Genomic DNA, 24,225 nt, shown 5'->3' with positions numbered 1-24,225 from the left:
GTGCGGTGCACCACGCGTAGCGCCGCATGACCGGCATTTCCCATAGCGACTCGCCGGGGTCGCAGACAAGGAGTGAGGAAGAGGCATGGCAATCGAAACGGTAGGGATCGTGGGCGCAGGCACGATGGGCAACGGCATCGCCCAGGCGGTGGCGGTGGCGGGGCTCAAGGCGGTGATGATCGACGTCACCGATGCGGCGCTCGCCAAGGGCGTCGCGACGCTCACGCACAGCCTGGAGCGGCTCGTCTCGAAGGGCAAGCTCGATGCGGGCGTGCGCGACGCCGCGCTCGCCCGAATCGAAACGACTACCGACTATCAGCGTCTCGCGGGCGTCGATCTCGTGATCGAGGCGGCGACCGAGAATGCCGAGCTGAAAACGCGCATTCTCAAGCAGATCGAGGCCGCAGCCCACCCCGACGCGATCATCGCGTCGAACACCTCGTCGATCTCGATCACGGCGCTCGCGAGCACGCTCGCCGACCCGTCGCGCTTCATCGGCATGCACTTCTTCAACCCGGTGCCGATGATGCCGCTCGTCGAGGTGATCAGCGGCCTGCAAACGCGCGCGGAGGTGGCCGAGTCGGTGCGTGAAATGGCGCAGCGTCTCGGCAAGACGCCGATCGCCGTGAAGAACGCGCCTGGCTTCGTCGTGAACCGCATTCTGGTGCCGATGATCAACGAGGCGTTCTTCGTGCTTGCGGAAGGCATTGCGAGCGCCGAGGAAATCGATGCCGGCATGAAGCTCGGCGCCAGTCACCCGATCGGCCCGCTCGCGCTGGCGGACCTGATCGGCCTCGACGTGTGCCTCTCGGTGATGGACGTGTTCCTGAAGGACTTCGGCGACTCGAAGTATCGCGCGTGCCCGCTGCTGCGCGAGATGGTCGCGGCGGGCCAACTCGGCCGCAAGACCGGCCGCGGTGTCTATCAGTACGACAAGGCCGCCTGACCGATTGCGCCCGGCTGGCTTCAGTCGAGCACGCTAACGCGGTATTGCGTGACCTGTTGATACGTCTTGCCGGGCCGTAGCACCACTTCGTCGCACGCGGGCGCTTCCATGTTGATCTGGTTCGGGAAGCCGCCCGCTTCGAGGCACAGCCCCGCGTAGCGCGCGCACGTCGCGCCGCGGCGTCCAGGCTGACCTTCCAGATAATTCCCCGTATAAAGCTGCAGGCCGCGCTGGTCGGTCGAGACGGCGAGCTCGCGCCCGCTGCCCGGCTCGTACACGCGTGCGACCGGCCGCACGGGCCAGCGGCCCGGCGCGGCGTGCAGCGTGCCCGCCGTGCTTTCGGGCGCGCGTAGCACATAGCAGTGGTCGAAACCGCGCGCGCGTTCGAGCTGGTCGTTCGGCCAGTCGAGCCGCGCGCCCAGCGGCGCACCGTGGCGGAAGTCGAACGCGCTGCCCGAGACGTCGGCAATGCGCTCGGGAATCAATTGAGGATCGACTTCGAGGAACGCGTCGGCGTCGATCGTCAGCACGTGGCCGCGAATGTCCGGGCTCGTTTCGCCGGAGAGGTTGAAGTAGCCGTGGCTCGTGAGATTGAGCGGCGTGGGCGCATCGGCCACGCCCTCGTATTCGATCGTGAGCGTGCCGTCGTCGTCGAGCGTATAGCGCACCTGCACGCTCACGTTGCCCGGAAAGCCTCCATCGCCTTCCGGCGAATCGAGCCGCAGCACCAGCGCGCCCCGATCCTCTTCCACTTGCCAAATCTGCCGGTGAAAGCCGTTCACGCCGCCGTGCAGCAGATTGCCGTTCTCGTTGCGATCGAGCGGATAGTCGATTCCGTCCAGCGTGAAGTGCGCACTCCTGATGCGGTTGGCCCAGCGCCCGACCAGCGCGCCCATGTACGTGCTGGCCGCGAGATAGTCGGCGGGCGTGTCGTGGCCGAGCAGGATGTCTGCGAGGCGGCCGGCGCGATCGGGGGCGAGCCACGAGACAAGCGTCGCGCCAAGATCGCTGACCGTCACCTTCATGCCCTGCGCGTTGCGCAGCGTGTAGAGCCGCACGGCGTCGCCGCCGGGCAGGGCGCCCCACGGTTCGGAAGTCGGATGGGCAGCAAGAGTGTTCATGAGGTGAAGAGAACGTATGAAGAAAGCGTGATTGTCCGGGGTGGCCGAAGCCGCTTTATCAAGTGGACAGGCGTGGGCCCGAAGCGTTCGCGACACTGTCCTGATATTCGCGCGGCGTGCATCCCAACTCACGGCGAAATACGGCGTACATATATTGCAGCGACGTGAATCCGCAGCGGATCGCCACCTCCGCGCTCGAAGCGTCGCGGCTCGCGAGCATTGCCTTCGCGGCATCGAGCTTGTGGCGCAAGATTTCCTGGTGGACCGTGCACCGGAGTTCACGCCGGAAATATTCTTCCAGCGACGAGCGCGATACGCCCACATAGTCGGCCACCTGCTCGGTCTTGATGCCCTGGCACGCGTACTGGCGGATGAAATGGCGCGCGCGCATGACGTGCGGGCTCGACAACGGTTCATGCCGGGTCGATTCGAGCACATTGATGCCGACGGGCGGAACCAGAATGCGCTGCCCCGGAAAGCGCGCGCCGCGCAGCATCTGGTGCAGCAAGTGGGCGGCCGTCTTGCCCATTTCCTCCGTGCCCTGAATGACCGACGAAAGCGGAATACGCGTGAGCGTGCGGGTGAGCGGGTCGTTGTCGATGCCGATGATCGCCACCTGCTCGGGCACTGCAATACCGTGAATCAGGCATGCCTGAAGCAAATGCCTCGCCCGCGCGTCGGTCACAGCGATCACGCCCACGGGCTTGGGCAGGCTGTGCAGCCACGCGCTCAACTGTTCGATGTGCTGGTTCCAGGCGCTGGCGCTGGTGGCCTGACCCCGATAGATCGGCGCCTGCAGGCCTTCTTCGCGGGCGAGCGCCTGGAATGCCAGCTCGCGCTCCTGCGCCCAGCGGTTTTCCTGCGCGACGGGCAGGCTGTACATCGCGAGATTCGGCAAGCCTGCGCCGATCAGGTGCGTCCACGCGAGCGAGACCAGTTTGCGGTTGTCGGTCGCGATATAGGGTATGTCGGCCGGGTACTGGCTGGCGTCTTCGAACGACGAGCCCACGGCGACTACCGGCAGCGGGCAGCCGCGCAGGGCGTCGGCCACGGCGGGGTCGTCGAAGTCGGCGATGATGCCGTCGCCGTCGAAGCGCTCGATGCCCGCGAGCCGGCAGCGGAAGTCCTCTTCGAGAAAGAGGTCCCACGCCACGCGTGTGGAGCGCAGATAGTGGCCGATCCCCGCAATGATCTCGCGGTCGTACACCTTGTTCGCGTTGAAAAGCAGCGCGATACGGTGGGGCGTCTGGGAAGCGGGGGCACGGGTCATGTCGTGTCGGCGGCTGGTCGCCCGGCGCGCAACGCCTGCGAAAAAACCGCCATGTCTCCATTTCGGGCGCGGTGCGCGCAAATGAGCGCCGCGCTACGATGTCTTTCGCGCCTCTGGCGCGTCGTTTTAAGCGTCCGGCTATTTTAGGCCCAGATTCGCGGGCGCGGGCGCGCCGGCCGCGCCAGTCGGCAGGAAACATTAAAGGTCTCACGCAATTTCGCAATTGCCGCGCTTTGCGCGTCGCGGGCAGTATGGCGTCACACAGAGGGATGCACGCCGCGCCGCTGCGCTGCAACAACATTGGAGACATCATGTCGTATTTCGAACATATCCCCGCTATTCGATACGAAGGCCCGCAGTCGGACAACCCGCTTGCGTACCATCACTACGACCGGACCAAAAAGGTGCTCGGCAAGACGCTCGAAGAGCATCTGCGCATCGCGGTGTGCTACTGGCATTCGTTTGTCTGGCCCGGCAACGATATTTTTGGGCAAGGCGCGTTTCACCGCCCGTGGCAGCAGCCCGGCGACGCCATGGAACGCGCGCGCCAGAAGGCCGACGCAGCATTCGAATTTTTCTCGAAGCTCGGCACACCTTATTACACGTTCCACGACACCGATGTGGCTCCGGAAGGCAAGGACCTGAAGGACTACACGGAAAACTTCAAGCGCATGGTCGACTACCTCGGCGAGCGCCAGCAAGCGAGCGGCGTGAAGCTGCTGTGGGGTACCGCAAACCTGTTTTCGAATCCGCGCTACGCGGGCGGCGCCGCCACGAACCCCAACCCCGAAGTCTTCGCGTATGCCGCCACTCAGGTTTGCCATGCGCTCGACGCGACGCGCAAGCTCGGCGGTGAGAACTACGTGCTGTGGGGCGGCCGAGAAGGCTACGACACGCTGCTCAATACCGACCTCAAGCGCGAGCGCGAACAGTTCGCGCGTTTCCTGGCGATGGTGGTCGAGCACAAGCACCGCACCGGTTTCACCGGCACACTGCTGATCGAGCCGAAGCCGCAGGAGCCGACCAAGCATCAGTACGACTACGACGTCGCCACGGTGCACGGCTTCCTCACGCAATACGGGTTGCAAAACGAAATCCGCGTGAATATCGAGGCGAATCACGCGACGCTCGCGGGCCACTCGTTCCATCACGAAATCGCAACGGCGTTCGCGCTGGGCGTGTTCGGCAGCGTCGACGCGAATCGCGGCGACCCGCAGAACGGCTGGGACACCGACCAGTTCCCGAACAGCGTCGAAGAACTCACGCTCGCGTTCTACGAGATTCTGCGCCACGGCGGCTTTACGACGGGCGGCATGAACTTCGACGCGAAGGTGCGCCGCGCAAGCGCCGATCCGGAAGACATGTTCTACGGCCACGTGGGCGCGATCGACGTGCTCGCGCTTGCGCTTGAGCGCGGTGCGGCGCTCGTGGAAAACGACCGGCTCGAACAGTTCCGCAGCCAGCGCTACGCGGGCTGGGACAGCGAGTTCGGCCGCAAGATTCTCTCGGGCGGCTATTCGCTTTCGTCGCTCGCCGCCGACGCGCTCGCGCACGGCATGAATCCGCAGCACGCGAGCGGCCAACAGGAGCGCCTCGAGAATGTCGTGAACCAGGCCATCTACGGCCAGCGCTAGCCGTACCACGGCGCGCGAAAAGAAACGCCTGAAAAAACATTAGCGCGCGCCGTCAAATTCGCAATTGCGCTGCTTCCCACACAAGGCAAACTGGCGCAAAAAAGAAGGACGGAGACATGTTTATCGGTATCGACCTCGGCACGTCGGGCGTGAAGGCCGTGCTGCTCGATCGCGCCGGCGACGTGCTCGGCAGCGCGAGCGCGCCGCTCACCGTGAGCCGGCCGCAGCCGCGCTGGTCCGAGCAGGCGCCGCAAGACTGGTGGCTCGCCACGCAGGCCGCATTGCGCGCGCTCATCGACGAGGCGCGTGGGCGCGGTATCGACCCGGCGCGGATTGAAGCCCTCGGCCTGACCGGCCAGATGCACGGCGCGACGCTGCTCGACGCGAGTGGACAGGTGCTGCGTCCCGCTATCTTGTGGAACGATGGTCGTTCGGACGCCGAATGTATCGAGCTGGAGCGCGCCGTACCGCAGTTGCATGCCATTGCCGGGAATCTTGCAATGCCGGGCTTCACGGCGCCTAAGCTGCTATGGGTGCGCAAGCACGAGCCGGAGATCTTCGCGCGCATTGCGCATGTGCTGTTGCCGAAGGACTATTTGCGCTGGCTGCTCACGGGCGTGTTCGCGACCGACCCGTCCGACGCCGCCGGCACGCTGTGGCTCGATATCGCGAAGCGCGACTATAGCGAGACCTTGCTTGAGGCGTGCGGTCTCACGCGTGCGCAGATGCCGGACGTAGTCGAAGGCAACCAGGTAACGGGCCGGCTTCGGCCCGAACTCGCGCGGCAATTCGGCCTGCGCGAAATTCCGGTCGTGGCGGGCGGCGGCGACAATGCGGCGGGCGCCGTGGGCGTGGGCATCGTGCGGCCCGGCGACGCCATGCTTTCGCTCGGCACGTCGGGCGTTTATTTCGCGGTCTCGGACGGCTTTCTCGCCAATCCCGACTCCGCCGTGCACAGCTTCTGCCATGCTTTACCGCACACGTGGCACTTGATGTCCGTGATGCTGAACGCGGCCAGTTGCCTCGACTTCACCGCGCAACTGACCGGTTACGAAAGCGTTGCCGCGTTGCTCGCCGACGCCGAAGCAAACTCGAACGCCGAGCGCGACGCGCGCCGGCCGTGGTTTTTGCCGTACCTCAGCGGCGAGCGCACGCCGCACAACAACGTGAACGCGAAGGGCGTGTTTTATGGCATGACGCCGCAGACCGCGCGCGCCGATCTGGCCAACGCGACGCTGGAAGGCGTAGGCTTCGCGCTGCTCGACGGTATGGATGCGCTGCACGCGGCGGGGCTCGTGCCGGAGACGATCACGGTCATTGGCGGCGGCTCGCGCAGCGCCTGGTGGACGCAAATGCTCGCCGATATCAGCGGCCGCGCGCTTACGCTGCGCGCCGGCGGCGAGGTCGGCCCGGCGCTGGGCGCGGCGCGCCTCGCACATCTCGCGCTTGAACCGGGCGCGACGCTCGAGCAGGTGTGCCCGCAGCCACCTGTGCTCGCAATACGCGAGCCCGACGCCGCACGCCACGCGTGGTATCGCGAGGCACGCCGTCCAACCTTTAGCGCGCTGTACCGCGCGCTCGAACCGGTTTTCGCAACCGGCGCCTGAGAGAGGGCGCCGGTGCAGAAAAGGCTGCACGGCCAGTGTAGTCGTGCAGTCGATTGGTAGTCCTACGGTTATACCGCACGCCGTGCCTTTTCGCGTGTGTTCCGCAATTACATCGGCAACCGCCTGATAACCATCGCCGCGGCGGCGACGCGTACGCGCGCGCCTGCGCAACGGCATCAAGAGGAGCATGGAGACATGAATTTCGCCAAACGTCGTTCGGTTCTGAGTTCGCTCGTATGCGGGGCCGTGCTCGCGAGCCTGTCGCTCGCCGCACCGCTCGCACACGCGAGCAAGGATCACCCCGAGATCGGCTTCTGTATCGACGACCTGCGTGTCGAGCGCTGGTCGCGCGATCGCGATTACTTCGTCGCCGCCGCGGAAAAGCTTGGCGCGAAAGTGTCGGTGCAGTCGGCCGACGCCAGCGAGGAACGCCAGATCTCGCAGATCGAAAACCTCATCTCGCGTGGCGTCGACGTCATCGTGATCGTGCCGTTCAACTCGAAAACGCTCGGCAACGTCGTCGCCGAAGCGAAGAAGGCGGGCATCAAGGTCGTTTCGTATGACCGCCTGATTCTCGACGCCGATATCGACGCCTACATCTCGTTCGACAACGAGAAGGTGGGCGAGCTTCAGGCGAAGGGCGTCTTCGATGCGCAGCCCAAGGGCAATTACTTCCTGCTGGGCGGCGCGCCCACAGACAACAACGCGAAGATGCTGCGTGAAGGACAACTGAAGGTCCTCAAGCCCGCTATCGACCGTGGCGACATCAAGGTGGTCGGCCAGCAGTGGGTGCCGGAATGGAGCGCTTCGACGGCGCTGCGCATCATGGAAGACGCGCTCACCGCGAACAACAACAAGATCGACGCCGTGGTCGCTTCGAATGACGGCACGGCGGGCGGCGCGATCCAGGCGCTCGCCGCGCAGCATCTCGCGGGCAAGGTGCCGGTGTCGGGCCAGGACGCGGACCTCGCGGCAGTCAAGCGCGTGGTGGCCGGCACGCAGACCATGACGGTCTACAAGCCGCTCAAGCTCATCGCGGGCGAAGCCGCGAAGCTCGCCGTCGATCTCGCGAAGGGCCAGAAGCCGGCATACAACGCGCAGTACGACAACGGCAAGAAGAAGGTCGATACGGTGCTGCTGCAGCCGACGCTGCTCACGAAGACCAACGTGGATGTCGTCGTGAAGGACGGCTTCTACACGCAGGCGCAACTGGCAAGCCAGTAACGTCTATGGCCTGACGGCCCGCGCGCGCCACGAATGTGGCGATGGCGTCGCGCGGGCCTTCGCAGCGAGTGACCAGCGTATGACCGAACCCTTGCTGACGATGCGCGGCATCGTCAAGTCCTTTGCGGGCGTGAAAGCGCTCGACGGCATCGACCTCACGGTGCAGCCCGGCGAATGCGTGGGCCTGTGCGGCGAGAACGGCGCCGGTAAATCGACGCTCATGAAAGTGCTTTCGGGTGTGTACCCGCACGGCACCTGGAGCGGCGAAATCCGTTGGGAAGGCGCACCGCTCGAAGCGCACAGCGTGCGCGACACCGAACGGGCGGGCATCGTCATCATCCACCAGGAACTGATGCTCGTGCCCGAGCTTTCGGTGGCCGAAAACATCTTTCTCGGCAACGAAATCACGCTGCCGGGCGGCCGCATGAACTACGCGGCGATGTATCAGCGCGCCGACGAATTGCTGCGCGAGCTGAATATCGACGCCATCAATGTGGCGCAGCCGGTGATGAACTATGGCGGCGGCCACCAGCAGCTCATCGAGATCGCAAAGGCGCTGAACAAGCGCGCGAAGCTGCTGATCCTCGACGAGCCTTCGTCTTCGCTCACCGCGGCCGAAACGAAGATCCTGCTCGATATCGTGCGCGACCTGAAGCGCCGCGGCGTGGCGTGCGTCTACATCTCGCACAAGCTCGACGAGGTCGAGGCCGTGTGCGATACGGTGAGCGTGATCCGCGACGGCCGTCACGTGGCGACCGAGCCCATGGCGACGCTCACTACCGACCGCATCATCGCGATGATGGTGGGGCGCGAAATTCGCAATCTCTTTCCGCGCGAGCCGCACGACATTGGCGAGGTCGTGTTCGAGGCCCGCAACGTGACCTGCTACGACGTGACGAATCCGCGCCGCAAGCGCGTGGACGACGTGTCGTTCTCGGTGCGGCGCGGCGAGATCGTGGGTGTGGCCGGGCTCGTGGGCGCGGGCCGCACGGAGACCATGCAGGCGATCTTCGGCGCCTATGCGGGCGCATGCACGGCGACGGTGCTGCTCGAAGGCAAGCCGCTGAAAATCCGCTCGCCGCTCGACGCAATCGATGCGGGCATTGCCATGGTGCCCGAGGACCGCAAGCGCCACGGCATCGTGCCGCAACTGGGCGTGGGCCACAACATCACGCTCTCGGTGCTGCAGCGTTTCTCGAAGCACGGACGCATCGACACAGCAGCCGAACTCGACACGATCCGCACGGAGATGCAGCGTCTTTCGGTGCGCGCGGCGAACCCGATGCTGTCGATTGCGAGCCTTTCCGGCGGCAATCAGCAGAAGGCCGTGCTCACCAAGATGCTGCTCACCGACCCCAAGGTGCTGATCCTCGACGAACCCACTCGTGGCGTAGACGTCGGCGCGAAGTACGAGATCTACAAGCTGATCTTCCAGCTCGCCAAACGCGGCGTGGCGGTCGTGATGGTGTCGTCCGAGTTGCCGGAGGTGCTGGGCATCAGCGACCGCGTGCTCGTGATCGGCGAAGGCGAGTTGCGCGGCGACTTCGTCAATGACGACCTCACGCAGGAAGACATTCTTGGCGCGGCGATCCAGAGCGTGCGCGCCCAACCCGATACAGCGAGTGCAGTATGACCCCCGACGTCACGACCCAAAACGCGCGCGAAGAACAGCAGCCAGGCGGCAATGGTTTCGCCATGCGTTTTCAGCAACTCTTCGCTCGCTACAAGATCCTCGCGCTGCTGCTCGCAGTGGCGGTGATCTGGCTGTTTTTCTCGCTGCTCACGCATGGCGCGTTCGTCACGCCGCGCAACGTGTCGAACCTGTTGCGGCAGATGTCGATCACGGGGATGCTCGCGTGCGGCATGGTGTTCGTCATCATCGCGGGCGAGATCGATCTCTCGGTGGGCTCGCTGCTGGGCCTCCTCGGCGGCGTGGCCGCGATTCTCGACGTGAACCGCGGCTGGCACATCGGTGTGACGGTGCCGGTGGTGCTCGCGCTCGGCGTGCTGGTGGGCCTGTTCAACGGCTGGTGGTCGACCTACCGCCGCGTGCCGTCGTTCATCGTGGGTCTCGGCGGCATGCTCGCGTTTCGCGGCGTGCTGCTCGGCATCACGGGTGGTTCGACCATCGCGCCGGTGTCCGATCACTTCGTGTTTCTCGGCCAGGGCTATTTGCCGCGCGCGGCCGGCGACGTGCTCGCGCTCGCACTTTTCGTGCTGCTTGCCGTGCTCACGGTGCGCCAACGTGCGAACCGCAGGCGCTATCAGCTGAGCGTCGTGCCGATCTGGCAGGACGCCGTGAAGATCGTCGGCGCGGGCGCGATCCTGCTTGCGTTCGTGCTGATGCTCGACAGCTACGGCGGCATTCCGGTGCCCGTGCTGCTGCTGCTCGCGCTGCTCGGTATCTTCACATGGATCGCCACGCAAACCGTGTTCGGCCGCCGCATCTATGCGGTGGGCTCGAACCTCGAAGCCACGCGTCTTTCCGGCGTCAACACGAACCGCGTGAAGCTCGCGATCTTTGCGCTCATGGGTCTTATGTGCGCGTTTGCGGGCATCGTCAATACGGCGCGTCTCGCGGCCGGTTCGCCTTCGGCTGGCACGATGGGCGAACTCGACGCGATCGCGGCCTGCTTTATCGGCGGCACGTCGATGCGTGGCGGCTCCGGCACCGTGTATGGCGCGCTGATCGGCGCGCTCGTGATGGCGAGCCTCGATAACGGCATGTCGATGCTCGACGTGGACGCGTATTGGCAGATGATTGTGAAGGGCGGCATTCTCGTGCTCGCCGTGTGGATCGATGTTGTGTCGGGGTCGAACCGCCGCTGAGAAACAGGCGGTGAACACGATTGCAAACGTGCTTGCGCAGTGAGTTTGATGACAGTGTTCTTGCACCGCGCGTGACATCGCAACGCATCGGATGACGTCGCGCGCAGTTGCTCTCCTCACGCGCCCCGAGCGCGTTCTCAGGGCGGGACTGATGTCCCGCCCTTTTTCTTTCATGTATTCGACCGTCAACCGCACACCGAGCGGAGCAGGTTCGACGCGTTGGCAATCGTTTCCTGCCACAATCGTTTGCACCTGTGTCGGACGGCAGACTCGCGTGACGCTACGCTAAGCGCACAACGCAATCCGTCCGCAAGGTCATCGTCAGCCACAGCACTGCGCTGCAATTGCGTTGCTGCGCGTGCTCGCCGATTTGTCGCTTTGCTGGTGCAACCGCTGCATTAGCGGCCGCGTTGCACCGAATCGCGCTGCAAGGTTGTGGCAGGGTTTAGCCAACTTCGACGGCGCGATTCCGATCCTCCGGAGACAAGCCGACCATGCCCACTCTTTGCGAAATCTGTAATGCCCGGCCCGCAGTCGCGCGCGTGACTGTCGTGCAAAACGGGCAGCGCAAGTCCATGTCGATCTGCGACTACGACTACCGCCAACTGATGCGTCACCAAAGTATGCTCAACCCGTTCGACTCGCTGCTGGGCGGCAGCGGCCTGTCTCGCTTTTTCGGCGGACAAGGCGGCGACGACGAACATGACGACGAGCACGATCTCGCCGCCGAGGTGCCGCGCGAATCCGTGGACGCGACCGATGCGTTCAGCGAGCAGACGCTCGAAATCCTGCAGCGCGCCGCGGAAAAAGCCCATGAATTGCAGCGGAATGAACTCGACACCGAACATCTGCTGTACGTGCTTGCCGACACCGATGTTTGCGCAGCACTCCTGAAGGAGTTGAAGCTCTCGCCGCAGGACATCCAGGGCTATATCGATCAGCATGCGCAAAAGGGCACGGCTGCGCCCGACGCGCCCATCGACAAGATGACGATTTCGCCGCGCCTGAAAAAAGCGTTTCAGTTCGCGTTCCAGGCGTCGCGCGATCTCGGCCACTCGTACGTCGGCCCGGAGCATCTGCTGATCGGTCTCGCTGCGGTACCCGACAGCATTGCGGGCACGTTGCTCAAGAAATACGGCGTCACGCCCGAGGCGCTGCGCCAGAAGGTCGTGAAGGTCGTGGGCAAGGGCGCGGAAGATGGCCGCGTGGATGCGCCCACGGGCACGCCCACGCTCGACAAGTTCGGCCGCGACCTCACGGCCATGGCGCGGCAGGGCAAGCTCGATCCGGTGCTGGGGCGCGCGCTGGAAATCGAGAACACCATCGAGGTGCTCGCGCGGCGCAAGAAGAACAACCCGGTGCTGATCGGTGAGCCGGGCGTCGGCAAGACCGCCATTGTCGAGGGGCTTGCGCAGCGCATCGTCAACGGCGACGTGCCCGAGGTGCTGCGCGGCAAGCGGCTCGTGGAAGTGAACATCAACTCGATGGTCGCGGGCGCGAAATACCGTGGCGAGTTCGAGGAACGCGCAAAGCAACTGATCGACGAAGTGACCGCCAAGCACGACGAGCTGATTCTCTTCATCGACGAATTGCACACGATCGTGGGCGCGGGGCAAGGAGGCGGCGAAGGCGGCCTTGATATTGCCAACGTGTTGAAGCCTGCGCTCGCGCGCGGCGAGTTGAGCCTCATTGGCGCGACGACGCTCAACGAGTACCAGAAGTACATCGAGAAAGACGCGGCGCTCGAACGGCGCTTTCAGCCCGTGCTCGTGCCCGAGCCCACGGTCGAGCAAACCATTGTGATCCTGCGCGGCCTGCGCGACAAACTCGAAGCGCACCACCAGGTCACGTTCGCCGACGACGCCTTCGTGGCCGCGGCCGAACTGTCGGATCGCTACATCACGTCGCGCTTTTTGCCCGACAAGGCGATCGATCTGATCGATCAGGCAGCGGCGCGCGTGCGCATCGGCGCGACCTCGCGTCCCGCCGACATGCAGGAGCTCGAAGCGGAGATCGCTCAGCTCAAGCGCGAGCAGGATTACGCGGCTTCGCGCAAGCGCTTCGACGAAGCGAAGGGGTTCGAAGAGCGCATCAACGAAAAGCAGGCGAAGCTCGACGAACTGACCGAAGCGTGGCAGCGCAAGACGGGTTCGGAAACGCTTGAAGTCACGGTGGCCTCGATTGCCGAGGTCGTCTCGCGGCTCACCGGCATACCGGTCGCGGACCTCACTCAGGAAGAGCGCCAGAAGCTGCTCAAGATGGAAGCCACGCTGCGCGAGCGCGTGGTAGGCCAGGAAGACGCCGTAGTCGCGGTGAGCGACGCCGTGCGTCTTTCGCGCGCGGGCCTCGGTCAGTCGAACCGGCCGATTGCGACCTTCCTGTTCCTCGGGCCGACTGGCGTGGGCAAGACCGAGCTTGCGAAGGCGCTTGCGGAAACCGTGTTCGGCGACGAGCAGGCCATCATCCGCATCGACATGAGCGAGTACATGGAGCGCCATGCGGTGGCGCGGCTCATCGGCGCGCCGCCGGGCTACGTGGGCTACGACGAGGGCGGCCAGCTCACCGAACGCGTGAGGCGACGCCCGTACAGCGTGATTCTGCTCGACGAGATCGAGAAGGCGCACGCCGATGTCTACAACGTGCTGCTGCAGGTGTTCGACGACGGGCGCCTGACGGATGGCAAAGGCCGCGTGGTCGATTTCAGCAACACGATTCTGATCGCCACGAGCAACCTGGGCGCGTCGATCATCATGGACAACCTCGAGCGCCCCGAGAAGTCGCGCCTCGACGACAAGACGATCCGCGCGGAACTCATGAAGGTGCTCAAGGGCCATTTCCGGCCCGAGTTCCTCAATCGCATCGACGAAATCATCGTGTTTCATGCGCTCTCGCGCGACAACATCCGCGCGATCGTGCAGATCCAGCTCGAACGCGTCACACGCACGGCGGCTGCACAGGGCATCACGTTGATTATGGGGCAGACGCTCATTGATCACCTCGTTGAGGCGGGCTATCAGCCGGAGTTCGGCGCGCGCGAGCTCAAGCGGCAGATTCGCCAGGAAGTGGAAACGCGCCTTGCCAAGGAGATACTCGGCGACGCTCTGCAGACGGGGGATACCGTCGAGATCGGTTACGACAAGACGAACGACGAAGTGACGATCAGCAAGGTCGCCGTGCCGCCCGACGTGAAGGAGAGCAAGCCCGCGAAGAAGACGAAGAAAGCGGAGTCACCGCCGGTTGATGAAGTCGCGAGCGAGATCGCTGCAGACGACATGGAAGGCGATCCGCCACCGCCGCCTCCGAAGAAGAGCGGGAAGGGAGGAGGAAAGGCGAAGCCTGCCTGATCGTATGAAAAACGGCTGGCGCACCGAAAGGTGCGCCAGCTTTCTTCATGCGGATACGATAAGGAATCCAGATCAACCGGAAGCGATGCGCCACCACGCCGGCAGCAGCGCACGCACCCCGGGCTGCGCAAAGCGGTCGTCCAGCAGATGCACGACACCGCGATCGTGTTCGGTACGGATCACGCGGCCCGCGGCTTGCACGACCTTGCGCAAGCCCGGAATCAGGTACGTGTAATCGAAGCCATCGCCGTAAAGCGTATCCATGCGTGCGCGCATTGCCTCGTTCAGGGCGTTCACCTGAGGCATGCCGAGCGTGGCGATGAATGTGCCGATGAGGCGCGTGCCAGGCAGATCGATGCCTTCGCCGAACGCGCCGCCGAGCACCGCGAAGCCAATGCCGCAGCCGCCTTCCACGAAGCGCGCGACGAAGGCCTGCTGGCCCGCTTCGTCCATCGTGCGCGACTGAAGCCACACGTCCACTTGCGGATGGCGCGCCATGAACACATCGGCGGCTTGCTGCAGATAGTCGTAGCTGCTGAAAAAGCATAGATAGTTGCCGGGGCGCTCGGCGTATTGCAGCGATACGCGTGCGACCAGCGCTTCGAGCGAACGCTCGCGGTCCTTGAAACGCGTCGAGATATGGCGGGCGATCTGGACGTCGAGCTGCTCGGCGCGAAACGGCGTGTCGATGTCGATGCTCACCGTGTTGGCGGGCAGGCCAAGCATGTCGCTGTAGTAGTGCGTGGGCGAGAGCGTGGCCGAAAAGAGCGTCATGCTGTGCGCCGTGGCGATGCGCGGGCGCAGCGCGTCTGCGGGCACGATATTGCGGATCGCGATCGTCGAGCGCGGGCGGCGCGCGCTCTGCTGCGCAAGCGGCGTGACGTCGAAGAGCGAATGCGTATCGAAGCGTTCGGCAATGCGCGTGAAGTGCAGGGCGTCGAAATAGAAGCGTTCGAGCTCGGGGTCGCGCACGAGCGCGGGCTCGGCGAGCTGATCGCCAATCGCGCCGATTACTTCGCCGAGCGCGGCGACGAGGCCTTCGGGCAAGGTGTCGCTCGCGCGCCAGGCGTTGGGCTGTACCGCGTTTTGCGCATTCCAGAGCTTCTGTAGCCGCGCGAGCGCGCGCTTGAGCGGTGCGCTCGCGGCACGGCGCACGGTGTCGATGCGCGTTTGCACGAGTTCCGCCGAGTACATTGCGCGGGCGCGCTCGGGCAGGTTGTGCGCTTCGTCCACGAGCACGCTCGCGCGCCAATGGTTGTGCGCGCCGAGCATGAACAGCATGGCGCTCGCGTCGAACCAGTAGTTGTAGTCGCCGACGATCACGTCGCTCCAGCGCGCCAGTTCCTGGCCAAGGTAGTAAGGGCAGACGGTGTGCTCGCCCGCCACCGCGCGCAGTGCTGCGCGATCGAGCCGCACGCGTTCGAGCGCCGCCGCGCGCGCGGCCGGCAGGCGGTCGTAAAAGCCGCGCGCGAGCGGGCAGGATTCGCCATGACATGCCGCTTCGGGATGCTCGCAAGCCTTCTCGCGCGCAACGAGTTCGAGCACTCGCAAGGGGAGGGGCGTTCGCTGCGTATTGTCGGTGGCCTGCTCGGGTGCGGTGGTCAGCGTGGCGAGCGCATCGAGCGCCAACTGGCGGCCCGAGCTTTTCGCGCTCAGAAACACGACTTTGTCGATGGCCGCGCGCGGGCAGGCCTTCAACTGCGGAAAGAGCGTGCCGATGGTTTTGCCGATGCCGGTCGGCGCCTGCGCGAGCAAACATCGCCCCTGCGTGGCCGCGCGCCAGACGGCTTCGGCGAGATCGCGCTGGCCGGCGCGAAATTGCGGGTGCGGTAGGCACAGCGCGGCCAGCGCGGCGTCGCGCGCGGTGCGGTGCGCGCTTTCCTGCTCGGCCCATGCGACGAAGCGGCGGCATTGCGTTTCGAACGCGGCGCGCAGTTCCGACGCGCTCGCCTGCTCGACCAGCGCCGTCTCGCGCCCCGAACCGATGTCGTAGTACACCAAAGCGAGTTCGAGCGCCTCGAGGCCGAGCGTGTCGCAGAGGAGCGCGCCGTAGACGCGCAACTGCGCCCAGTGAAGCGCACGCTGATTTTCGCGCATCGCTTCGAGGTCGCCGCGATAGGTCTTGAATTCTTCGAGCCTGCGGCGCGCGGGATCGTAGCCGTCGGCGCGGCCGCGCACGGTAAGCGATTCGAACGTGCCGGAGAGCGCGATCTCGGTTTCGTAGCCGGGCGCACGCCTCGCGGCGATGGCCGCGTGGCCGGCGCGACCGTCGCTTGCATCGGGCGAGGGCGTGAAGCGCAAGTCGAGGTCGCCGCGCTTCGCGGTGAACTCGCACAGCGTGCGCACGGCGACGGTGTAGCTCATGGCGCGCGCAACGCCGATGCAGCGTTTTCGTCGGTCTCGTCAGCCAGATCGGGCCAGCGCACCTGCAACACGGAAACCGGCATGTCGTGCTGCACACAATAGGCAAGCCAGCGACGCTGGTTGTCCTGCAGGCGGTCGCCGGGGCCTTTCACCTCGATCAGTTCATAGCGCCGTTCGTGCGGCCAGAAGCGCACGAGATCGGGCAGGCCCGAACGGTTGACAACGGGTTCGCGCAGCAGCCGCTCGAACCACAAGCGCAGATGCGCGGCGGGAAAACAATCGAGCGCCAGTGCGAGCAGTTCGTCGCTCAGTGCGGGCCACGCGACGAAGGGCGACTGGATGCCGGCCTTTTGTGCATAGCGCCGCTGGATCGAGTCGCGGTAGGTGTGCGTTTCGAGTTCGGCGAGACATGCTTCGAAGTGCGAAGCACGGCGTGCGACGAAATCGGCGGCGTGCAGATCGGCGGGCCCGCGCTGGAACGGATGGAAGAACGCGCCGGGCAGCGGCGCGAACAGCGCGGGCCAGCAGAGCAGGCCGAAGAGGGCGTTGATCAGCGTGTTCTCGACGTAAAACACCGGCGCCTGCGGCGTAGCGAGCGAGAGGCGTGCGGCTTCCTCCACACGGAGTTCCCCGGGCGCCGCCGGCAGCGTGAGTTCAAGCTGCACGAAGCCCGGCTCGGTGCTCGGTTTCGACTTCGCTCGCGTGCGCGCGAGACGCCCGAGTGTGCGCGCGGCGCGCTGCGCTTCCTCTTCGCTTTCCGGCGCATCGGCAATGGTCTGCGCGAGCGCGAGCGCTTCCTCGCGGCGGCTTAGCTGTTCGAGCACGCGCACGCGGCGGTAGCGCGATTCAGGATGGCCGCAGTCCAGATAAGCGCGCCACGCGAGTTCGGGTTCGCCCGCCCGCTCGGCCGCGAGCCCTATGGCGTGACGCAGCTTGTCGTGGCGAGCGCGCAGCCAGGCGTTGGCATGCGTGCGCGGGGCCAGCGCGTCGAGCGCATCGAGTGTCGTGCCGATAGCGACGGCGGCGTCGAAGTCCAAGGCCTGGGTGGTGCTGTCGAGGCCGTCGCGGCAATCGCGCAGCGCGAGATATGTGTCGATGTCTTCACGTCGCTGGAACGCGCGCGAGTCACGATCGAAGGGCACGCTTTCGTAGCGATAGACGCCGAGGTCGGCAAGCACGAACTCCGACCAGTCCTGGTGCAGGTTGCCGAAGAACATGAGGCGCAGGCGCTCGCAGAGCGGGGCGCTCGCGAACAGCAGCACGGTGTCGGGCGAGGACGGAAACCACCCATGCCAGTCGCGCGGGTCGGGTGCGGCGGCGTAGTGCGCCTCGAGCGCTTCGAGCGCGGCCGTGCGTGTGGCGCGCGGTGCCAGCGCGACACCGAGGCGCGCCGCGAGCGCCTGCAGTTCGGCTTTCGTCACGAGCGCGGCGAGCGATTCGAGATCGAGCGCGGGCGCTGCGTCGAGCCAACCCGCCGCAACGAGCGGGGCCGCTGCGTCGCGCGGGCAGCCGATTTCGTCGTACGCGAGACGGCTTGCGCGGAAATGGGGCCCCTTGCGCATCAGCATGCGCACGAAGAGCGCACGCGACGCCTGGGGCATGCGGGCGAAATCGTCGGCGAAGCGGCGCTCGGCGGCGTCGAACAGGTCGGCGCAGCGTGCCTCGAGCCACGCTAGCGCGCGCTCGAAGTTCGCGAGGTAGTAAAACGGATCGGGAGAATCGGGAAGCACGCGCGGCACTGTACGGATATACAGCGGCGATGATAGCAGGGTCGCGCGCGGGGGCGAGCGCCGTAAGGGATTCCCCGCCCCGTACGCTACAATTGCCGCAGCCTGAAAAACGGATGAGCAATGAACAAACGTAACGCATGCTTCGTCGGCCTCGCGGCCGCCGTCACCCTGCTCGCGGGATGCGCGGCGCAGTACCGCAACACCAGCACCTGCGAAGAGGAGATGCGTAACCGCCTTGCCGATACGACGCTCGGCGACCTGAAGGTGACGCATAGCGCGACGACGTATCGTGGCGCGCGCGTGGTGATCGAAGGGCGGCTCGAGAACGGCGCGGCGTCGGCCGCTGTGGCTGCGTCGGCGCCATCTGCGTCGGCGGCTTCGGCTGCATCGGCAGCCGTGTCAGCGACCGGGCAGACCGCCCAGGCGGCGCCGCTGATCGCGGTACCGTCGGTGCAGGCGGGGGCGCTGCCCGGCACGATTTCGGTTCCCACGGCTCCCGTCGCTCAGGACGGCGTCGCGGGGGGCAAGCCGACCACGCCGGTTGCGGCGCTGGCTGCAAAGCTCGGCATCAAGAAGGCCGCGGTCACACCGACGGCAGCGGAGTGCACCTTCAACGAATCGGGCCTCGCGACGTTCCGCTGGCTCGCGCCGGCGCGGCTCGCAAAGACCACGCCCGACCCGAACGCCGCGAACGACTAAGGCGAATTCACGCTGTTTGCCGTGCCGTTTCGCCGTCCGCGAAATCTGCGCGCATGAAGGCCTCGCGAGAGGCCTTCGTCGTTTGTGACGGCCGTTGCCGCCGCCGTCGCGCTCAGAACGCGAAGAACGGACCATTGCCGGCAGGCGTGACCTGCGAGGCGATCGCCGTGAACACGCGCCGTCCGAAGAAGAAGGGCAGCCCCCAGCCGAACGCGCTCGCGTTGTAGCCAGCCAGATTGCCGAATGCCCAGTTGCCGGTGGCGAACAGCGTGGTCGAACTCGCCACGGAGAAGGTCACCGAAGCGCCCACGCCGTCGATACCGGCTATCGTCGCGCCGAAGCTTGCGGGCGAACTCGGGCAATACCAGAAGCCGCAGCGCGTCATCGTCGTGCTGTTGAAGTAGAGCGCGTTCGAGCCGGTGTCGAGATAGCTCAGCGAGTAGACGGTGCCGTCCGATGTCGTCGTTTTCACGTAGCCGGTGCCCGAGTTCGCGCGCAGTACGCTCGCGCTGCCGAGCGCATTGTTCGCCTGCGAGCCTATGCCGAAGATCATCGACCCGCTTACTTCGGAGGCGCCGCTGTCCGCCACGCCAGGCAGGTCGATGACCACGCCGTTGTTGTCGGTGGCAAAGGCCGCCACCGGGTTGCTGACCTGCTGCGCGAGCGGTTGCGCGCTCGCCGTGCAGCCGCTCGCCGGGCACGCGTAGTACCACGGCGTGGCTGCCGCCGTCACGCAGGTCGCGCCGCAGTCGGCGCTGAACGGTCCCACGCCGAGGATGCCGTTCGAGCGCAGCGTGGTGGCGCTGTTCATCGCGAGACCGCTGCCGGCGCAGCCGGCCGGTGCGGAGGCGGGCACGGCCGGGTCGGCAATCAGCTGGATCGGCAGGGCGGCGGCCACTTCGCCCGCGAGTTTCACGTCGGCGCTGCGCACCGCCCCCCACGTGTAGCCCGTACCGAACACGGCGCATTCACCCGCGATGTCGGCGCTCGTGCCGGCTGGCACGGCGGGCAACACGAAGCCAGCTGGCAGCGCGGTAGCCAGCAGGCGCAGGCCCTGCGAGCCAGTATCGACCTGCACGTTGGCGACGCTCGCGCAGTTCGTGGTGCCCGGCAGGCAAACCGTGACGCTCGCCATCAGCATGTTGCGCGTCGAGGTGGCCGTCGGGCCGACCGTGACGGCCACGACGTTGGGCGTGGTCGATTGCGGGACCGTGCCGCTCGTGCTCGTGGCAGACGGCGTGCTCGCGGGGCCTGCCGCACTTGCCGATGACGGGGCGCTTGTGGGTGCGCTGGCGCCTGTGCTCGCGGCAGCGGTGCCACTGCTTCCGCCGCCGCCGCAAGCCGTCAGCAAGGTGCAAAGCACGATGATGGCGACGTTCTGCCCGATGCCGCGCGCGCGCGATCGGCGCTGGGTGCGGGCCTTCATTGCAGGTCCCCAACGCTTACGCCCACGGGCAGCGCGGCGGGCAGCCACATGCGCCCCACGTAGGCGCGCATGTGGCCGGCCGTCTCCACCACGACCTGCGCGCCGTCCACGCGCGCGGCATGCAGGCCGTCGCGGCCGGCGGCGTGAAGCGCCGCGGCGGCGCTGCGCCAGTCCGCTGCGTAACGGCCCAGCAGCGTTTCCACGTTAGGCTGAGCCGGCCCCTGCCACGTGTACGCGAAGACCGTGCCGGTGGCGTTCCCCACGTATTCGTTGATGGTCGTGCCGCCGTCGTCGACATCGCTGACGACGCGCGCCGCGCCGCCGCCGACAACGCGCTGCGTGGCGCCGGCCGGCACCGCTGCGGTGTCGCCGAGCGCGGCGCGAGCGGGTGTGGCGGCGAAGCTCAGGCAACTGAGCGCGCAGGCGAGGGCCGCGGCGCGGCCCGCCTGGGTGAGGCTGCAAGTTTTCATGACGCTCTCCGGTCCCGCTTTTTATGAATTTCTTTTTTGAGATTTCGCTGTGAAATTAGCACCGGGGTCGTTCTCGCAAGCGTCTCAGACCGGAAGGCCGGCGCAGCGCAAAAGGACGTCTTGACGTGGCTTCGAGTTAGGGCATTGATCTAAAAGGGAATTGCTGGCGATTCAGCAGGTTCGTAGTGCCGAATCGAATGTGGATGAATGTTACGGATAGGCGGGTTTTAGCTGTCACGGGTACGGTCACGCGTGCTTCGCCGCGGCTGAAGCTGGACCCGGATTCAGTGCGACTCCGTGGTTTTTGCACATCGGGCCGCCGGACCGGTAAAATGTTTGGTTGATCCACGGAAACTGGCCGTGGCGTAGCCGAAGGGATTACCCGAACATGAGTGATTTTCATCAACGTCTTGCCGCACGCGCGCTTGCGCTTCTGATGGCGGGCGGGCTGGTCGCCGGCTGCAGCTCGCCGACGCCAGGCAAGATCGATTACCGTAGTGACGCCAAGGCGAAGCAGTCCTCGCTCGCTGTGCCGCCGAACATGCTCGACGAAGCGTCTGACCAGCGCTCGCTCGCGCCGCAGGGCGGCGAAACCTCGCTGTCCTCGCTCAAGGAGACTCAGGCCGCGGCGCCGCAGTCCGACCAGAGCCAGGTGGTTCCGCAAGTGCCGGGCATGCATATCCAGCGTGACGGCACGGAAAGCTGGCTTGTCATCGACAGCCGCACGCCCGACCAGGTCTGGGCGCAGGTGCGCCGCTTCTGGCAGGAACAGGGCTTCCTGCTCGTCGTTGACCAGCGCGACAAGGGCGTGATGGAAACGGACTGGAACGAAACCCATCCGAAGATCAGCGACGGTCTGATCCGCAACACGCTGTCGTGGGCCACGGGCAACTCGTACGTGACCGCCGAGCGCAACAAGTACCGCACGCGCCTCGAAACGTCGCCTACAGGTGGCACCTATGTGTTCATCAGCCAGAAGGGGCTGAGCGAACAGCTTTCGGGCACCAATAACGACTCCAGCAAGTGGGTGCCGAAGCCCAATGACCCGGCGCTCGAAGCCGAGTACCTCAAGCGCCTCATGATGACGCTCGCGAATGCGAAGCCGGGCGTGCCCGACGCGCAGGTCGCAGCCGAAGCCGACGCCAAGGCCAACAGCAAGGGCACCGACGCGAAGTCGAAGGCTCCGGATGCCGCCGCGGCCGCCGTGGCCGCGCAAAACGTCGCCGCCGTCGGTCAGCAATCGGGCAGCGGCTCGAAATCGGGCGCACAGGGTACGTCGGGTCAGTACACGTCGACCGAACTCACGCTCGGCGAGCCGTACGACCGCGCCTGGGTGCGCGTGGGCATTGCGCTCGATCGCGCCAACTTCACGGTGGACGACCGCGATCGCACGAAGGGCATCTACTACGTGCGCTACGTCGATCCGAAGGATCTGAGCTCGGACGAACAGGGTTTCTGGAACCAGATCTTCCACGGCCGCAAGGAAAAGATCGCCAAGCAGTACAAGCTCAACGTGCGCGCCGTGACGGACAACCAGACGCGCATTGCGATCGTTGACGACAGCGGCCAGATCGACTCGTCGCGCCCGGCGCAGGAGATCATGAGCCTCGTGGTCGACGAACTGCATTAAGCCTTGCGCTCAAGCCAGCAACCGCTGGCTTGTGTGGCAAAAGAAAAACCCGCCTGCGCTTCGCCGCGCAGGCGGGTTTTTTCATGCGGGCGCAGTTCGGCTCAGTGCGGAATCATCCAGGTGAATACGTTCTGCTGCAGCCACACGAGGATACCGAGCAGCACCGTCAACAGGATCGAGTGCTTGAAGGTCTTCGCGAACACATGGCCTTCCTGGCCCTTGAGGTCCGTGGTGGCGACGCCGGTTGAGATGTTTTGCGGCGAGATCATCTTGCCCATCACGCCGCCCGACGAGTTCGTCGCCGCCATCAGGATGGGATTGAGGTTGAGCTGTTTCGCGGCCACCACCTGCAGGTTGCCGAACAGCGCATTGCCCGACGTGTCGCTGCCCGAGAGGAACACCGCGACCCAGCCGAGAAAGGCTGAAACCAGCGGGAAGAACGCGCCGACCGAAGCCACGCCGAGACCGAGCGTATAGGTGAGCCCCGAATAGTTCATGAGGAACGCGAGCCCGACGATGGTCGCGACCGTGAGGATGGCGATGCGCGTCTGCCCCCAGGTATCGACGATCGCGCTGCCGAAATCGGCGGGCTTCAGGCGCACGACGAACGCGGTGATGATGGCCGCAACGAGGATCGCCGTGCCGGTGGCGAGCGGCTGGAAGTCCCAGATCGCGCCATAGGGCGTGTTGTAGAGCGTGATGAACACGGCCTTGTCGAGGCCCGGCCACGGCACTTTCACGTCGCCGATCGTAAAGATCTTCGCGACGGTCCAGATGATCACCACGGCCGCGACGATGATCCACGGATACCAGCCCTGTGCACCCGTCACGGCGCCGCGTGTCTCCTTCGCGCGATCGACCTTGATGGCGAAGCGCGGATCGGGCACAGGCTTCCATACGCGCAGGAACAGGATGGTGAGGATCAGCGAGACGAGCGACGAGAGCACGTCGGTGAGGCTGTAGTTGATGAAGTTGGCCGTGACGAACTGCGTGAGGGCGAAGCTGCCGCCCGCGACGAGCAGCACCGGCCAGATGCGCAGCATGCTGCTCACGCCCGCATAGATCGCGATCACGTAGAACGGCAGCAGCAACGCGAAGAACGGCAACTGGCGGCCGACCATCTGGCCGAGCAGATCGGCGGGCAGGTGCGTCACGGCGCCGAGCACGGTGATCGGCACGCCGAGCGCGCCGAACGCGACAGGCGCCGTATTGAAGATGAGCGTAAAGGTCAGGGCTTCGAGTGCCGGGAAGCCGAGCATGATGAGCAGCGAACTCGTAATGGCGACGGGCGTGCCGAAGCCGGAAATCCCTTCAAACAGCGCGCCGAACGAGAAACCGACCACGACGAGCACGATGCGCCGGTCGTTGGGCAGATTGTCGAGCAGCCACATGCGAAACGCCGCGAAACGGCCTGAGCGCAGCGCGATGTTGTAGAGCAGGATCGCCGTGACGACGATCCACATCACCGGCCATAGCGCGAATACCACGCCCGCGAGCACCGAGCTGATCGCGAGATTGACTGGAAACTGCCAGCCGGCGATCGCGACGATCAGACCGACTACGAGTCCTGCGAGTGAGGCTTGCCAGGCGGGCCGCCGCGCCCAGCCCAGCAGGGCCAGCACGGTGACAATGGGCAGCACGGCGATGAGAAACGAAAACAGCAGCGAATTGCCGATAGGGGTCAGCAGCTGGTGGAACATCACGTCTCCTTTATGCTGGTTCGTTATCGGCGCAGCAATGCGGCAGCGTGCGCCGGGGCGCGTCGTCGGCTGTGGAGTTCGGTGCCCGGCCAGGCGGCCGAGTTAAGGCGGTGCTTCAATCCCCGCTAGCCCACTTGGAGGATAGATAACGAGACGGGAGCGTCAAGGAGGGAAAGTACGGTCCGGCACCGTTTTGCGGTGCGTGTCGCAGCGCAGTATCGCGCGTGAGTG

The 24,225-nt window shown here is 65.6% G+C and carries 16 protein-coding genes; 9 read left to right on the top strand and 7 right to left on the bottom strand.

Features of this window, described 5'->3' with window-relative positions:
• The first annotated feature begins 85 nt into the window (after nucleotides 1–85).
• A complete protein-coding gene (locus tag U5A58_RS12985) occupies nucleotides 86–946 on the top strand; it encodes a 3-hydroxybutyryl-CoA dehydrogenase (protein ID WP_321961712.1) in 861 nt (286 codons plus the stop codon).
• Between the two features lie 20 nt (nucleotides 947–966).
• Here the strand turns inward: U5A58_RS12985 and U5A58_RS12980 are convergent, their stop codons facing one another.
• Nucleotides 967–2,067, bottom strand: a complete 1,101-nt coding sequence (locus tag U5A58_RS12980; protein WP_321961711.1) for an aldose epimerase family protein — start codon at nucleotides 2,065–2,067, stop codon at nucleotides 967–969.
• Between the two features lie 58 nt (nucleotides 2,068–2,125).
• A complete protein-coding gene (locus U5A58_RS12975) occupies nucleotides 2,126–3,337 on the bottom strand; it encodes a DNA-binding transcriptional regulator (RefSeq protein ID WP_321909077.1) in 1,212 nt (403 codons plus the stop codon).
• Nucleotides 3,338–3,648: 311 nt separating this feature from the next.
• Between U5A58_RS12975 and xylA the strand changes: the two genes are divergently transcribed.
• From xylA to U5A58_RS12945, 6 genes are all read left to right on the top strand, one after another.
• Complete coding sequence (xylA, locus tag U5A58_RS12970; protein ID WP_321961710.1) at nucleotides 3,649–4,971, top strand: xylose isomerase; 1,323 nt, start codon at nucleotides 3,649–3,651, stop codon at nucleotides 4,969–4,971.
• A 116-nt stretch (nucleotides 4,972–5,087) separates the two neighbouring features.
• A complete protein-coding gene (gene xylB, locus U5A58_RS12965; RefSeq protein WP_321961709.1) occupies nucleotides 5,088–6,578 on the top strand; it encodes a xylulokinase in 1,491 nt (496 codons plus the stop codon).
• A gap of 195 nt (nucleotides 6,579–6,773) precedes the next feature.
• The gene (gene xylF / locus U5A58_RS12960; RefSeq protein WP_321961708.1) at nucleotides 6,774–7,802 is read left to right on the top strand and encodes a D-xylose ABC transporter substrate-binding protein; all 1,029 of its coding nucleotides are present in this window, start codon (nucleotides 6,774–6,776) and stop codon (nucleotides 7,800–7,802) included.
• A gap of 79 nt (nucleotides 7,803–7,881) precedes the next feature.
• Complete coding sequence (xylG, locus tag U5A58_RS12955; protein WP_321946906.1) at nucleotides 7,882–9,435, top strand: D-xylose ABC transporter ATP-binding protein; 1,554 nt, start codon at nucleotides 7,882–7,884, stop codon at nucleotides 9,433–9,435.
• The gene (locus tag U5A58_RS12950; protein WP_321961707.1) at nucleotides 9,432–10,631 is read left to right on the top strand and encodes a sugar ABC transporter permease; all 1,200 of its coding nucleotides are present in this window, start codon (nucleotides 9,432–9,434) and stop codon (nucleotides 10,629–10,631) included. The genes xylG and U5A58_RS12950 overlap by 4 nt, the downstream gene beginning before the upstream one ends.
• A gap of 494 nt (nucleotides 10,632–11,125) precedes the next feature.
• Complete coding sequence (locus U5A58_RS12945; RefSeq protein ID WP_321961706.1) at nucleotides 11,126–13,975, top strand: ATP-dependent Clp protease ATP-binding subunit; 2,850 nt, start codon at nucleotides 11,126–11,128, stop codon at nucleotides 13,973–13,975.
• A gap of 72 nt (nucleotides 13,976–14,047) precedes the next feature.
• Here the strand turns inward: U5A58_RS12945 and U5A58_RS12940 are convergent, their stop codons facing one another.
• The gene (locus U5A58_RS12940; RefSeq protein ID WP_321961705.1) at nucleotides 14,048–16,339 is read right to left on the bottom strand and encodes an ATP-dependent DNA helicase; all 2,292 of its coding nucleotides are present in this window, start codon (nucleotides 16,337–16,339) and stop codon (nucleotides 14,048–14,050) included.
• On the bottom strand, nucleotides 16,336–18,069 hold the full coding sequence (locus U5A58_RS12935) for a VRR-NUC domain-containing protein (protein ID WP_321961704.1): 1,734 nt from the start codon (nucleotides 18,067–18,069) through the stop codon (nucleotides 16,336–16,338). Before U5A58_RS12935 ends, U5A58_RS12940 begins: the two co-directional genes overlap by 4 nt.
• A 120-nt stretch (nucleotides 18,070–18,189) precedes the next feature.
• Between U5A58_RS12935 and U5A58_RS12930 the strand changes: the two genes are divergently transcribed.
• Nucleotides 18,190–18,768, top strand: coding sequence for a hypothetical protein (locus tag U5A58_RS12930; RefSeq protein ID WP_321961703.1), 579 nt, complete (start codon nucleotides 18,190–18,192; stop codon nucleotides 18,766–18,768).
• A 112-nt stretch (nucleotides 18,769–18,880) separates the two neighbouring features.
• Here U5A58_RS12930 and U5A58_RS12925 read toward each other — a convergent pair whose 3' ends face one another.
• On the bottom strand, nucleotides 18,881–20,194 hold the full coding sequence (locus U5A58_RS12925; RefSeq protein ID WP_321961702.1) for a DUF3443 domain-containing protein: 1,314 nt from the start codon (nucleotides 20,192–20,194) through the stop codon (nucleotides 18,881–18,883).
• Nucleotides 20,191–20,664 (bottom strand): DUF2844 domain-containing protein, encoded by a 474-nt coding sequence (locus U5A58_RS12920; RefSeq protein WP_321961701.1) that lies wholly within the window; start codon nucleotides 20,662–20,664, stop codon nucleotides 20,191–20,193. The genes U5A58_RS12925 and U5A58_RS12920 overlap by 4 nt, the downstream gene beginning before the upstream one ends.
• A 388-nt stretch (nucleotides 20,665–21,052) precedes the next feature.
• On the opposite strand from U5A58_RS12920, the gene bamC reads away from it, so the two are divergent.
• Complete coding sequence (gene bamC / locus U5A58_RS12915; RefSeq protein ID WP_321961700.1) at nucleotides 21,053–22,294, top strand: outer membrane protein assembly factor BamC; 1,242 nt, start codon at nucleotides 21,053–21,055, stop codon at nucleotides 22,292–22,294.
• 101 nt (nucleotides 22,295–22,395) lie between these two features.
• Here the strand turns inward: bamC and U5A58_RS12910 are convergent, their stop codons facing one another.
• Entirely contained in the window at nucleotides 22,396–23,994 is a 1,599-nt protein-coding gene (locus U5A58_RS12910) for an L-lactate permease (protein WP_321934938.1), read from the bottom strand.
• Nucleotides 23,995–24,225: the final 231 nt, after the last annotated feature.

It is taken from the genome of Paraburkholderia sp. J7, assembly GCF_905220155.1.
Taxonomy (GTDB): domain Bacteria; phylum Pseudomonadota; class Gammaproteobacteria; order Burkholderiales; family Burkholderiaceae; genus Paraburkholderia.
This window is presented reverse-complemented; position numbering and strand designations above follow the sequence as displayed.

Coding starts and splice junctions, on each gene's coding strand:
- bamC (WP_321961700.1), top strand. CDS start 21,053: ATGAGTGATTTTCATCAACGTCTTGCCGCACGCGCGCTTGCGCTTCTG.
- U5A58_RS12930 (WP_321961703.1), top strand. CDS start 18,190: ATGAACAAACGTAACGCATGCTTCGTCGGCCTCGCGGCCGCCGTCACC.
- U5A58_RS12985 (WP_321961712.1), top strand. CDS start 86: ATGGCAATCGAAACGGTAGGGATCGTGGGCGCAGGCACGATGGGCAAC.
- xylF (WP_321961708.1), top strand. CDS start 6,774: ATGAATTTCGCCAAACGTCGTTCGGTTCTGAGTTCGCTCGTATGCGGG.
- U5A58_RS12945 (WP_321961706.1), top strand. CDS start 11,126: ATGCCCACTCTTTGCGAAATCTGTAATGCCCGGCCCGCAGTCGCGCGC.
- xylA (WP_321961710.1), top strand. CDS start 3,649: ATGTCGTATTTCGAACATATCCCCGCTATTCGATACGAAGGCCCGCAG.
- U5A58_RS12950 (WP_321961707.1), top strand. CDS start 9,432: ATGACCCCCGACGTCACGACCCAAAACGCGCGCGAAGAACAGCAGCCA.
- U5A58_RS12980 (WP_321961711.1), bottom strand. CDS start 2,067: ATGAACACTCTTGCTGCCCATCCGACTTCCGAACCGTGGGGCGCCCTG.
- xylB (WP_321961709.1), top strand. CDS start 5,088: ATGTTTATCGGTATCGACCTCGGCACGTCGGGCGTGAAGGCCGTGCTG.
- U5A58_RS12910 (WP_321934938.1), bottom strand. CDS start 23,994: ATGTTCCACCAGCTGCTGACCCCTATCGGCAATTCGCTGCTGTTTTCG.
- U5A58_RS12975 (WP_321909077.1), bottom strand. CDS start 3,337: ATGACCCGTGCCCCCGCTTCCCAGACGCCCCACCGTATCGCGCTGCTT.
- xylG (WP_321946906.1), top strand. CDS start 7,882: ATGACCGAACCCTTGCTGACGATGCGCGGCATCGTCAAGTCCTTTGCG.
- U5A58_RS12925 (WP_321961702.1), bottom strand. CDS start 20,194: ATGAAGGCCCGCACCCAGCGCCGATCGCGCGCGCGCGGCATCGGGCAG.
- U5A58_RS12920 (WP_321961701.1), bottom strand. CDS start 20,664: ATGAAAACTTGCAGCCTCACCCAGGCGGGCCGCGCCGCGGCCCTCGCC.
- U5A58_RS12940 (WP_321961705.1), bottom strand. CDS start 16,339: ATGAGCTACACCGTCGCCGTGCGCACGCTGTGCGAGTTCACCGCGAAG.